Here is an 11695-nt window from a genome sequence, read left to right on the forward strand (position 1 = left end):
GGTCGGTGCATCACTGGGTTCTGCACCGTGTACAGCCGAAATTAGGCAGATCAGGTGAAGCCGCCGACGGGGGAGAGTGAACGGCAGGTGAACCATGCCGTAAGCCCGGGTGCGGTGTCGTTCAGGTAACGGAGGGGTCACCTTCCGGGCTCGCGGAGGGGCCGGTACGGGCTAACGGACGGGCGTCGCGAGGAGGGCGTCCAGGAGCTCGCGGTCCCGGGGCTGGGTGAGCCGGGTACGGGCCTCGGCCGGAGGCAGCCAGGCGAGGGCGTCGACCTCACGGCCGGGGGTGAAGACGCCGCCGAGGGCGCGGGCCGCCCAGTAGTGGACCTCCTTGGGCCGGCCCTGCGCCAGGTACTGCACGGAGGGCAGCCGGGCGCCCAGCTCGCAGCTCTGGCCGGTCTCCTCCTCGACCTCCCGCAGCGCGCAGGCCGCGAGGGTCTCGCCGCGCTTGAGCTTGCCCTTCGGGTGCGACCAGTCGTCGTACTTCGGGCGGTGGACGAGCGCGATCTCGATGCGGGCGGCAGGAGCCCCGGCGGTCCCGGTGATCCCGGCGGGATCCGTGGCGGCGGGATCCGTGGCGGCGGGTTCCGCGGTGGCGGGTTCCGCGGCGCCCGGGGCCGGGCGCCACAGGACGCAGCCTGCCGCCAGGATCACGAGACCGCCGCCGTGGCGCGGGTCCAGGCGCGCTGGAAGGTGAAGCGGGCCGCCTCGACCTCGTGGCGCTGGTCGGCGTGGAGGACGCCGAGGGCGTACGCGGTGGCCGGGGCGATCCGGGGGGTGCGGGCGGCGGCGGCCGCGGCCGCGGCGGCCTCGGCGGCGTCGCGGTGCCGGTCGAGGGCCCGGGCCGCCTCGTACAGGAGCGGGTCGGGTTCGGTGCCGCCGCGCAGCACCTCGCCGGCGTAGCGGTGCAGCCGCAGCAGGCTGCGGGTCTGGTGCCAGGGGGTGTCCTGGGCCTCGCCGGCGGCGAGCGCGAGGGCCTCGGCGTTGTACGGGTGGGCGGCGCGGGCGAGCGGCAGGGCGCCGACCGCGTCGAGCAGCCGGTGCTCGACGACGATCGCGGGGGCGTGGAGGACCTCGTCGGCGCGGGCGGAGCCGGCCGGGCCGAAGGGCACCTCGGAGGCGAGCAGGGCCACGGCGTCGGCGACGGCGTGGAAGCGGGAGGAGCCGAGGGCCTGGAGCGCGGCGGAGTGGGCGCGGGTCCTGGCCAGGGTCAGCTGGCGTTCGAGCAGGGCCCCGGCCCGGGCGGCGCCCACGGTCAGGCCGCGGGCGGCGCTGTCCGCGGCGCGCGGCGCCGGCACGGGCCCGTCGTTCGACAGGCGGGACAGCGCGTCCACCAGGCGGACGAGCCGGTCGGTGCAGGCGTGCTCCAGGGCCAGGGTGCCGGAGAGCCAGGCCAGCTCCGCGCGTAGCTGGTCGGCCCAGGCGGCGTCGAGCAGCGGCCGGAAGGTGTGCAGGGTGCCGCTGATCCGGCGGGCCGCCGCCCGCAGGGTGCGGGCGGCCTCCTCGGCGCCGGCCGAGTCGGCGCCGCTCTCGGTGTGCAGCCGCAGGCCGCGCAGGAAGTCCGCGGCCCGTGCGTGCAGGTAGGGGGCGAGCACCTCGCCCGCCGAGGCCTCGGGCGGGAGCGCGGGCCCGGACAAGGCGGTGGCGGTGTCGGGGGCGATCGCCGCGGTGATGTCAGGGTTGTGCACGCCGGCGCCTCCGCGCGTCGATGAGCATCTCCTGCACGTGCCGGAGCGGCTGGCCCTCGGGGTCGGTCGCGTGCCGCGTCCAGTTCCCGTCGGCGCCCAGGTGCCAGGAGGAGGTGGTGTCGGACATCCCGGTCTCCAGGAGCCGGGTGAGGGCGGCCCGGTGGGCGGGGTCGGTGACCCGGACCAGGGCCTCGATACGGCGGTCCAGGTTGCGGTGCATCATGTCGGCGCTGCCGATCCACACCTCGGGCTCGCCGCCGTTGCCGAAGGCGAAGATCCGGGAGTGCTCCAGGAAGCGGCCGAGGATCGAGCGGACCCGGATGTTCTCGGAGAGACCCGCGACGCCCGGGCGCACGGCGCAGATGCCGCGGACCCACACGTCGACCGGCACACCGGCCTGGGAGGCCCGGTAACAGGCGTCGATGACGGCCTCGTCGACCATCGAGTTGACCTTGATCTTCACGTACGCCGGCCGGCCGGCCCGGTGGTGGGCGACCTCCTTGTTGATCCGCGAGACCAGTCCGTCGCGGAGCGACTTCGGCGCGGTGAGCAGCCGTCGGTAGGTTTCGCGGCGGGAGTAGCCGGAGAGCCGGTTGAAGAGGTCGGAGAGGTCCGCGCCGACCTGCGGGTCGGTGGTGAGCAGTCCGAGGTCCTCGTAGAGGCGGGCGGTCTTGGGGTGGTAGTTGCCGGTGCCGACGTGGCTGTAGCGGCGCAGCGTCTCGCCCTCCTGGCGGACCACCAGGGAGAGCTTGCAGTGCGTCTTCAGGCCGACCAGGCCGTACACGACATGACAGCCAGCCTCCTCCAGCTTCCGGGCCCACTTGATGTTGGCCTGCTCGTCGAAGCGGGCCTTGATCTCGACCAGGACGAGGACCTGCTTGCCGGACTCGGCGGCGTCGATGAGCGCGTCCACTATCGGCGAGTCGCCGGAGGTCCGGTACAGCGTCTGCTTGATCGCGAGGACGTCGGGGTCGGCCGCCGCCTGCTCCAGGAAGGCCTGGACGGAGGTGGAGAAGGAGTCGTACGGGTGGTGGAGCAGCACGTCGCGCTCGCGCACCGCGGCGAAGATGTCGGGCGCGGACGCCGACTCGACCTCGGCGAGGTCGCGGTGGGTGCCGGCGACGAACTTCTGGTACTTCAGCTCGGGCCGGTCGAGCGACGCGATGCCGAAGAGGCCGGTGAGGTCGAGGGGGCCGGGCAGCGGATAGACCTCGGCGTCGGAGATCTTCAGCTCGCGGACCAGCAGGTCGAGCACGTACGGGTCGATGGACTCCTCGACCTCCAGGCGCACCGGCGGGCCGAAACGGCGCCGCATGAGCTCCTTCTCCAGGGCCTGGAGCAGGTTCTCGGCGTCGTCCTCCTCGACCTCCAGGTCCTCGTTCCGGGTCACCCGGAACATGTGGTGGGCGAGCACCTCCATGCCCGGGAACAGCTCCTCCAGGTGCGCCGCAATGACGTCCTCCAGGGGGACGTAGCGCTCCGGGGACGCCTCCAGGAAGCGGGAGAGGAGCGGCGGCACCTTCACACGGGCGAAGTGGCGGTGCCCGCTGACCGGGTTGCGCACGACGACGGCGAGGTTGAGGGAGAGCCCGGAGATGTACGGGAAGGGGTGCGCCGGGTCCACGGCCAGCGGGGTGAGGACCGGGAAGATCTGCTGGCGGAAGAGCGTGAAGAGGCGCGCCTGCTCCTTCTCGGTGAGCTCGGGCCAGCGGATCAGGTGGATGCCCTCGTCGGCGAGGGCCGGGGCGACGTCCTGCTGGTAGCAGGCGGCGTGCCGGGCCATGAGCTCGCGCGAGCGGGTCCAGATGAGGTCGAGCACCTCGCGGGGCTGCAGGCCGGAGGCGGAGCGGGTGGCGACGCCGGTGGCGATGCGGCGCTTGAGGCCGGCGACCCGGACCATGAAGAACTCGTCGAGGTTCGAGGCGAAGATCGCGAGGAAGTTGGCGCGCTCCAGGAGCGGGGTGTTCGGGTCCTCGGCCAGCTCCAGGACCCGCTCGTTGAACGCGAGCCAGCTGCGCTCCCGGTCCAGGAACCGGCCCTGCGGCAGCTCGCCGGCGGTGCCGTCCTCCTCGTACGCGTCGAGGTCGGTGTCCAGGTCGGGCTGGAGGTCGCTGAAGGCCCCGGCGGTGACGGCGTGCGGCCGGTGTGCGGCTATGGAGCCGAGGGAGGGCTGGGCGGCGGCGTTCGCCTGCGCGGCGGCGGGCGACGCGGCGGGCGACGCGGTGGGCTTCGCCGTCTTGGCGGGCGCGGACGTCTTTCCGGACGTCTTGGTGGACGCCTTCGTGGGCGTCTTGGCGGACGTCTTCGTGGACGTCTTCGCGGACGACTGGACCGGGACCTCGGCGGGCTGCTGGCTCATGGCCCCATTCTTCCGCGCGAAGGGCTGGTCGGGCGCGTCGGAGCGGGCCGTGGAGGGCCCGGCCGCCGCCGGGAGTCTCCCTTTGGGAAGTCTGCCCTGCGGGTGTGCGGGCACGGAGCGCTTCATTGCGTGAGCGTCGCAAGCGCGTCTGAATGGTTGGTAACGGGGACGTGACGTGCGGGAATCGGGGGCGGGGCCGGGTCGGGGCCCCGGCCCCGTCGATTTTGCGCCTGCTATGGAGAGCTTTGCGGAGGGCCTGGCGGAGGGTGCTGCGGAGGGCTAGGGAAGCCGGGCGCGCAGGACGCGGAAGGCGGCGAAGGCCGCGAGGGCGGCGAGGGCGAGGAGGATGCCGGTCTCGACGAGCTGGAGGGGCCAGAAGTGCGTGGGCGGGTGGACGTCGGCGTAGTCGGTGACGGCGCCGCGCGCGTTCATGCAGCGGTTCGTCTGCCCGTCGTGGACGACCTCGTAGCAGTCCTGCCAGGTCACACGTCGGCCGTCCGCGGTGAGCCGGCCCGACTCCACGGTCCAGGTCCGTGCGGGGACACCGAGACCGCCGGTGGCGGTGAGGGTCTCGACGGGCCACAGGTGCGGGCGCAGCTTGGTGAGGACGGTGGTGACGGCGCCGGTGACCAGCGCGGCGGCGCCCAGAGCGAGGACCGTGCGGCGCACGAGCAGGCCGGTGAGGGCGCCGGTCGCGAGGCCGAAGAGCACGGCTGCCACGGGGACGGTGCCCGGCAGCGCCGCGTACATGTTGGCGTCGAACCAGAAGGTCGGGAAGTCGTCGGCCGGGCCGGTGGACCAGGACCACTGGAAGACCAGGGTCACAAGCAGGACGGGCGTGACGCAGCACGCGGCCGCCACGGCCAGCTTCGCGGTGAGCCAGCGGGCCGGGCTGACGGACTGGGTCCACGCCAGCTTGTACGTGCCGGACTCCACCTCGCGGGCGATCAGTGGGCCCGCCATGTAGCCGGCGAGGACGGCGGGCAGCACGAGCATGCCGAGCCCGACGAACTCCACCATGTGCCGGGCCTGCCACTGGGCGTCGGCGCGCACGCGGGCAGGTTCGAAGCAGCGTTCGGCCAGGCTGTCCGCGGTGCAGTCCGCGGCCGCCAGGACGTCGTCGGCGCGGACCGCCCAGTACCAGGAGGCGACCAGGACGGCCGAGGCCAGGGCAGCGAGGACGAGTGCCGCCCAGAGCGACCAGCGATGCTGCCGGACCGTCACCCAGTACGGGCCCTTCAGGGCGAGGGTGCTCACGCGGCGGCTCCTTCGAAGGTGCGGAGGTGGGCGAGGAGGAGGTCCTCCAGGGAGGGGGAGGTGACCTCCCAGGGGCCGTCGACGGGGCCGTCCCGGCGGATCAGGGCGGTGAGCTGGCGGCCCGTCGTGCGGGAGTCGACCACCGTGTGCGGGGCGAGGTCGGCGACCGGGCCGGTGAGCAGGGCGTGGGCGGTGAGCAGCTCGTCGACCTCGCCGGCGAGGCGGATCCGGCCGCCGGCGAGCAGCAGCAGGTGGTCGCAGGCGCCCTCCAGCTCCGTGAGGATGTGCGAGGACATCACGATCGTGGTCCCGCGCTCGGCCGCGTCGGCCATCAGCAGGCCCATCAGCTGGTGCCGGGCCAGCGGGTCGAGGTCCGCCATCGGCTCGTCCAGAAGCAGCAGTTCGGGACGTTTGCCGAGGGCGAGCGCAAGAGCGACGCGGGTGCGCTGGCCGCCGGAGAGCGCGCGTACGAGGGTGTCCGGGGCGAGCGTGTCGGCGAGGACCCGGCGGGCGGCGGCCTCGTCCCAGCGCCCCGGGTTCAGCTCGCGGCCCATCCGCAGGGTGTCGGCGACGGACAGCCGAGGGTGCAGCGGCTTGTCCTGGGCGACGTACGCGAGCTTCTCGCGGGGCGGCGCGGTGATCGTGCCCTCGGTGGGGCGGAGCAGGCCCGCCGCGAGGGTGAGGAGGGTGGACTTGCCGGCGCCGTTGGGGCCGACGAGGGCGCAGACGCGGCCGGCGGGGACGGTGAGGTCGCAGTCCCGCAGCGCCCAGGGGCGGGCCCGTCCTCCGTACCGTATGCCGAGGCCCTCCGCTCTCAGCGCGGTGTCCTCACTCATATGTCCCCCTCGAAGAATTCGGTCAGTACGGATGTGAAGAGCGCGGCCACGTCGTCCCGGTCGAGGCCCTCGGCGCGGGCCCGGCGGGCCCAGTCGGCGAGTTCGCCGCGCAGCGGCGAGTCGGCGGGGCCGGTGCCGAGGGTGGCGCGGACGAAGGTGCCGAGGCCGCGGCGGGCCTCGACGAGGCCCTCGCGTTCGAGCTCGCGGTAGGCCTTGAGGACCGTGTTGGGGTTGATGGCCGTCGCCTCGACGACCTCGCGCGCGGTGGGCAGCCGGTCGCCGGGCTCCAGGAGGCCCATGCGGAGGGCCTGTTTCGTCTGCTGGACGATCTGGAGGTAGGTGGCGACGCCGCTGCGCCGGTCGATGCGGTACTCGACCACGTTCCCTTCCACCACCCTTTCACTAATTGAGTAGTGAAAGGGTGATCCAAAGAAGGGGGCGGTGTCAACCGCCCCCTCCGGCAAGTGTGTTGCCGCGGTGTCCTACGACTCCGTGCGGTACATCAGGTCCACCTCGTGGGTCCGGAAGCCCAGGCCCTCGTACACCCGCAGCGCCGCCGTGTTGTCCGCGTCCACGTACAGCATCGCCGTCGGCAGCGTCTCCGCCGCCAGATGCCGCAGACCGATCGCCGTCAGCGCCTTGCCGAGGCCGCCGCCCTGCGCGCCGGGCTGCACGCCGACCACGTACACCTCGCCCAGCTGCTCCTCGGCGTGCACCTTCGTCCAGTGGAAGCCGACCAGCCGCCCCTCCCGCTCCGCCAGGAAGAAGCCCTTCGGGTCGAACCACGGCTCCGCGATCCGGTCGTCCAGGTCCCGCTGGGTCAGCGAGCCCTGCTCGGGGTGGTGGGCGAAGGCCGCCGCGTTCACCGCGAGCCAGGCGGCGTCGTCCTGGCCCGGTACGAAGGTGCGCACCGTCACGCCCTCCGGGAGGACCGGCTCCGGGATGTCCAGGGGCACCAAGGAGCGGCGCAGCTGGCGCAGTTCGCGGAACAGGGTCAGGCCGAGGACCTGCGCGAGGTGCCGGGCCGCCGACTTGCCGCCGTGCGCCCAGACCCGCAGCCGCTTGCCGGAGGCGTCGAGCAGCGCGGTGCCGAGCGCCCGGCCGTGGCCGCGGCCCCGGTGCGCGGGGTGCACGACCAGCTCGGCGGCCGGCGCCTCGACCGGGTCGGTCTCCTCCAGTTGGGCGTAGCCGTACAGGTGCGAGCCGACGGTCAGGAGGAAGTGCCGCACACCCTCGCGCCGCCCGTGGCGCAGATACAGCCGGCCCTGTTCCGAGACGGCGTGCACGCCGTCGGCGAGGTCGGCGGCCTCCAGGAGGTCGAGGACGTCCTGGATCTGCTCGGGGCTCAGCTCTTCGTAAGTGTTGATCTGCCGTCCGGGTTCGAGGGCCGGTGCCGCGTCGGAAGTCATGCTTCCGAGCGTAGGGGGTCTCACGCCGATCAGGCCGGGCTCTCGGCGCCTGATCCGGCCTGACCGGCGCGACACCCCTACCCGCGGGGCCGCGCCGAGGCGGGGGAGATCGCCCGGAGCCTGTCAGGTGGGCGGCCGGACGGGCCCGGTGGGGCGCGGCGGGCGAGGCGGCCGGCAGCCGGTCGGGTGCCTGCCAACGGCCCGCCCCGTGCTCGGCGGCGCCTGATCGGCGTCCGCTCGGCGCCCGCCGGGTGAGCAAAGTCAACCAGCTCGTAACCCGTGACCCCCTGTTGCGCTACGCGCGTTGACCCTAGGCTGCGGCGGGCAAGACCGGAGTCGTTCAGGGAACTGGGGAGAAATGGCAGCGACACGGAAGAAGAACAAGGTGCGGCGGCGGATCCTCGCCGTCGGGGCGGGACTCGCCACCGTCGGCGCGCTCGTGGCGGCGATGCCGGCCGGCGCCTCGCAGGACCGCGCCGAGGACGCCGGGTACGGCAACGGGGGGCGGACGGGCAGGCTGGTCGACGTACAGCTCCTCTCCTTCAACGACCTGCACGGCAACCTGGAGCCGCCGACCGGCTCCTCGGGCCGCCTCACGCAGCTGAACGAGGACGGCACCACCAAGACCATCGAGGGCGTCGGCGGCGTCGAGTACCTCGCCACGCACCTGCGCCAGGCCCGCCAGGGGAACCGTTACTCCATCACCGCGGCCGCGGGCGACATGGTCGGCGCCTCGCCGCTGGTCTCCGGCCTCTTCCACGACGAGCCGACCGTCGAGGCGCTGAACAAGCTGAAGCTCGACGTCACCTCCGTCGGCAACCACGAGTTCGACGAGGGCGGGCGCGAGCTCGCCCGTCTGCAGAACGGCGGCTGTCACCCGGTCGAGGGCTGCTACGAGGAGGGCAGGTCCTTCTCCGGCGCGAACTTCCCGTACCTCGCGGCGAACGTGACGGACGAGAAGACCGGCCGCCCGATGCTCGACCCGTACTTCATCTGGGAGCGCGACGGCATCAAGATCGGCTTCATCGGCGTGACCCTGGAGGGCACGGCGGGCATCGTGAACGCCGAGGGCATCAAGGGCCTGAAGTTCGGCGACGAGGTCGAGACGATCAACAAGTACGCCAAGGTGCTGGAGCGCAAGGGCGTGAAGTCGATCGTGGCCCTGCTCCACGAGGGCGGCATGCCGGCCTCCGGCGCGTACAACTACGACTGCGACACCCCGGGCGCGGGCGCCGGCATCTCCGGCCCGATCGTGGACATCGCCAAGAACGTCACCCCGCAGGTCGACGCCCTGATCACCGGCCACACCCACCAGGCCTACGCGTGCAGCATCCCGGACCCGTCCGGCAGGCCGCGCACCGTCACCTCGGCGGCCTCGTTCGGCCGGCTGTACACCGACACGACGCTGACCTACGACCGGCGTTCGAAGGACATCGTCCGCACCGCCGTCGCCTCCGCGAACCACGTCGTCACCCGTGACGTGACCCCGGCGAAGGACATGACCGACCTGATCGGCCACTACAAGACGCTGTCCGCGCCGGTCGCGAACCGCCCGGTGGGCCACATCTCCGCCGCGATCGAGAACCCGCTTCCCGACCCCAAGGACCCGGCCATCGGCATCGAGAAGCCGCTCGGCTACCTGATCGCCGACGCGCAGCTCGAGGGCATGGCCGCGGCCGACAAGGGCGGCGCCCAGCTCGCGCTGATGAACCCGGGCGGCGTCCGCGCGCCCCTGAGCTACGCGCAGTCCGGTGCCGAGGGCGACGGCGTGGTGACCTACGCCGAGGCGTACGCCGTCCAGCCGTTCACCAACATGATGACGGCGGTCGACCTGACCGGCGCGCAGCTGATCACCGCCCTGCAGCAGCAGGTCAGCGGCCCGAACCAGGCCGCCCCGAAGATCCTGCAGGTGTCGAAGGGCTTCACGTACACCCTGGACCTGACCAAGACCGGCGCGGACCGGATCGTGGTCGACTCGGTGCGGCTGAACGGCGAGGCGATCGACCCGGCGAAGACCTACCGGGTCGCGATGAACGAGTTCCTCGCGGGCGGCGGCGACGGCTTCACCGTCCTCAAGGAGCACAAGAACAAGCTGGTCGGCGCCTCCGACCTGGACGTGTTCACCGCCTACATGAGCGCCCACTCCTCGGCGAGCGCCCCGCTGGCGCCGCCGGCGCTGGGCCGGATCACGATCATCAAGTGACCCGAGTGACCTGAGTGACCCGAGTGACCCTCGTGTAGGGCGCTCCGAGCGAAGGGGCGGCGGCCGGTGCGACCAGTCCGCCGCCCCTTTCGTGTGCGACTCCGGTCCTGCACGGCTCTGGTCGTTCTTGTCGCGTACGCGTCATACTCCGCGCATGGACCGACGACGCTTTCTCGCGGGCGCCGCCGCAGCCGGTGCCGCGCTTCTGATCGGCACCCCCTCCGCCCGGGCGGCCACCGCCCTCGGGACGCAGGACTGGATGGCTGCCCACGGCGACCCCACCCCGCTCCAGAAGCTCACGATCCCCGGGACGCACGACTCCGGTGCCCGCTACGGCGGGCTGTGGACCGAGTGCCAGAACACCACCATCGCCCAGCAGCTCGACAGCGGGATCCGCTTCCTGGACGTCCGCTGCCGGGTCACCGGAGGGTCGTTCGCGATCCACCACGGGGCGTACTTCCAGAACATCATGTTCGGCGACGTCCTCGGCGCCTGCTGGGACTTCCTCGCCGCGCATCCCTCCGAGACCGTCCTGATGCGGGTCAAGCAGGAGTACTCGACCGACTCCGACGCCACCTTCCGCGCCATCTTCGACGACTACCTCGACAACCGCGGCTGGCGCCCGCTGTTCCGCATCGGCGACGGCGTGCCCACGCTCGGCGAGTCGCGCGGGCGGGTCGTGCTGCTCGCCGACAACGCGGGCCTGCCGGGGCTGCGCTGGGCGGACGGCAGGTACTTCGACGTGCAGGACGCCTACCAGGCCGAGCCGTTCGCCAAGTGGCCGAAGATCCAGGACCAGTTCCGCAAGGCGGCCGCCCGGCCCGGCCCCTTCTACGTCAACTTCGTCTCGACCGCGGCCGGGCTTCCGCCGCGCTGGAACGCCGACCGGCTCAACCCGCAGGTGCACTCGCTCCTCGACGGCGAGGGCGCCGGCTGGAGGGGCCTCGGGATCGTGCCGATGGACTTCCCCAACACCCGCTCCGGACTCGTCGAGTCCCTCATCCGCCACAACTGACCACGGGGCCTGACCACGGGACCGGGATCGGGCCCGGGCGCGACCGCCCGGGCCCGGAGGCCCTACCCTTCGGGCAGGCGGCGCGGGGCGTCAGCCGGGCATCGTGAAAAGTAATTGACTAGTGGTCGATGTTTGACGACTGGTCGTTCATACTGACGCCATGCGAACCGTGCAAAGAAAAGCCAAAGAGGTAGCGGAGCGTGACCGCATGCTGGTCCGCCTGGCGCTGGAGATGATCGAGCGGGACGGGTTCCACAACCTGACCCTGGGGCGCCTCGCCGGCGAGGCCAGTTACTCCAAGGGCACCATCTACAACCACTTCACCTGCCGCGAGGACCTGCTCATCGAGCTGTCCGCGGAGAGCGCGCGGCGCCAGCTGGGCTACTACCAGTCCGTCGCGGATCTGGCCTGGGGCGGTGTCCAGGCCCTGTACGGTCTGATGCTCGCCTACATGCGGCACGCGGAGACCGCCCCCGTCCTCTTCGAGTGCAGCATCACCGCCCGCACCGACACGGTGTGCGCGGCCGCGTCCGAGGACCGGCTCAAGCGCCGTGACCTGGTCGAATCCCAGATGGCGCAGGTGGTCGGCTCCGTCGTGGAACGCGCCGTGGCGGAGGGCCCGTTCGACAACCCGCACCTCACGCCGGCCGTCGCCGTGGACGCGCTCCGCTCGTGCATCCTCGGCTACGCGGCCATGCACCTGCTGTCCCGGCGCTTCCTGTGGGCCGACGAGAAGGACCCCCGCGACCGGCTCCTCGTGCTCGCCTCCATGGTGCAGGGCCTCGGCTGGCCGCGCCTGGAGGCCGAGGAGATGGCCTCGATCCAGGAGGTCGTCCACGACATCGTCGACAGCGCCGCCGCGCAGACGACGGGAGCGTGATGCCCCTCGCTTCCCTCGATGAGTCTCACTCTCCGTAATGTGCAC

The 11695-nt window shown here is 72.5% G+C and carries 10 protein-coding genes; 3 read left to right on the forward strand and 7 right to left on the reverse strand.

The genetic code is table 11. The features are described from left to right. Positions 1-171 precede the first annotated feature (171 nt). The 7 genes from AB0C73_RS00100 to mshD all read right to left on the reverse strand — a co-directional run bounded on the left by AB0C73_RS00100 (position 172) and on the right by mshD (position 7552). Positions 172-549 (reverse strand): NUDIX hydrolase, encoded by a 378-nt coding sequence (locus tag AB0C73_RS00100; RefSeq protein WP_362523823.1) that lies wholly within the window; start codon positions 547-549, stop codon positions 172-174. A 104-nt stretch (positions 550-653) separates the two neighbouring features. Continuing rightward, entirely contained in the window at positions 654-1640 is a 987-nt protein-coding gene (locus AB0C73_RS00105; RefSeq protein ID WP_362523825.1) for a CHAD domain-containing protein, read from the reverse strand. Positions 1641-1677: 37 nt separating this feature from the next. Further along, positions 1678-4050 carry an RNA degradosome polyphosphate kinase gene (locus AB0C73_RS00110; RefSeq protein ID WP_362522855.1) on the reverse strand — a complete coding sequence of 791 codons (2373 nt, stop codon included), beginning with the start codon at positions 4048-4050 and terminating at the stop codon, positions 1678-1680. Positions 4051-4329: 279 nt separating this feature from the next. Continuing rightward, a complete protein-coding gene (locus AB0C73_RS00115) occupies positions 4330-5307 on the reverse strand; it encodes a hypothetical protein (RefSeq protein WP_362522857.1) in 978 nt (325 codons plus the stop codon). After that, positions 5304-6143 carry an ABC transporter ATP-binding protein gene (locus AB0C73_RS00120; protein WP_362522859.1) on the reverse strand — a complete coding sequence of 280 codons (840 nt, stop codon included), beginning with the start codon at positions 6141-6143 and terminating at the stop codon, positions 5304-5306. Before AB0C73_RS00120 ends, AB0C73_RS00115 begins: the two co-directional genes overlap by 4 nt. Further along, positions 6140-6523 carry a GntR family transcriptional regulator gene (locus AB0C73_RS00125; protein WP_362522860.1) on the reverse strand — a complete coding sequence of 128 codons (384 nt, stop codon included), beginning with the start codon at positions 6521-6523 and terminating at the stop codon, positions 6140-6142. The genes AB0C73_RS00120 and AB0C73_RS00125 overlap by 4 nt, the downstream gene beginning before the upstream one ends. A 102-nt stretch (positions 6524-6625) precedes the next feature. After that, positions 6626-7552 carry a mycothiol synthase gene (gene mshD / locus AB0C73_RS00130; protein WP_362522862.1) on the reverse strand — a complete coding sequence of 309 codons (927 nt, stop codon included), beginning with the start codon at positions 7550-7552 and terminating at the stop codon, positions 6626-6628. A 358-nt stretch (positions 7553-7910) separates the two neighbouring features. Here mshD and AB0C73_RS00135 point away from each other — a divergent pair, with 358 nt between their 5' ends. The 3 genes from AB0C73_RS00135 to AB0C73_RS00145 all read left to right on the forward strand — a co-directional run bounded on the left by AB0C73_RS00135 (position 7911) and on the right by AB0C73_RS00145 (position 11650). Further along, the gene (locus AB0C73_RS00135) at positions 7911-9755 is read left to right on the forward strand and encodes a bifunctional metallophosphatase/5'-nucleotidase (protein ID WP_362522864.1); all 1845 of its coding nucleotides are present in this window, start codon (positions 7911-7913) and stop codon (positions 9753-9755) included. Between the two features lie 154 nt (positions 9756-9909). After that, positions 9910-10770 (forward strand): phosphatidylinositol-specific phospholipase C, encoded by an 861-nt coding sequence (locus AB0C73_RS00140; protein WP_362522866.1) that lies wholly within the window; start codon positions 9910-9912, stop codon positions 10768-10770. A gap of 208 nt (positions 10771-10978) precedes the next feature. Beyond that, complete coding sequence (locus AB0C73_RS00145; protein ID WP_362522868.1) at positions 10979-11650, forward strand: helix-turn-helix domain-containing protein; 672 nt, start codon at positions 10979-10981, stop codon at positions 11648-11650. Positions 11651-11695: the final 45 nt, after the last annotated feature.

Source organism: Streptomyces sp. NPDC048623 (genome assembly GCF_040650755.1).
In the GTDB taxonomy this organism is placed as follows: Bacteria; Actinomycetota; Actinomycetes; order Streptomycetales; family Streptomycetaceae; genus Streptomyces.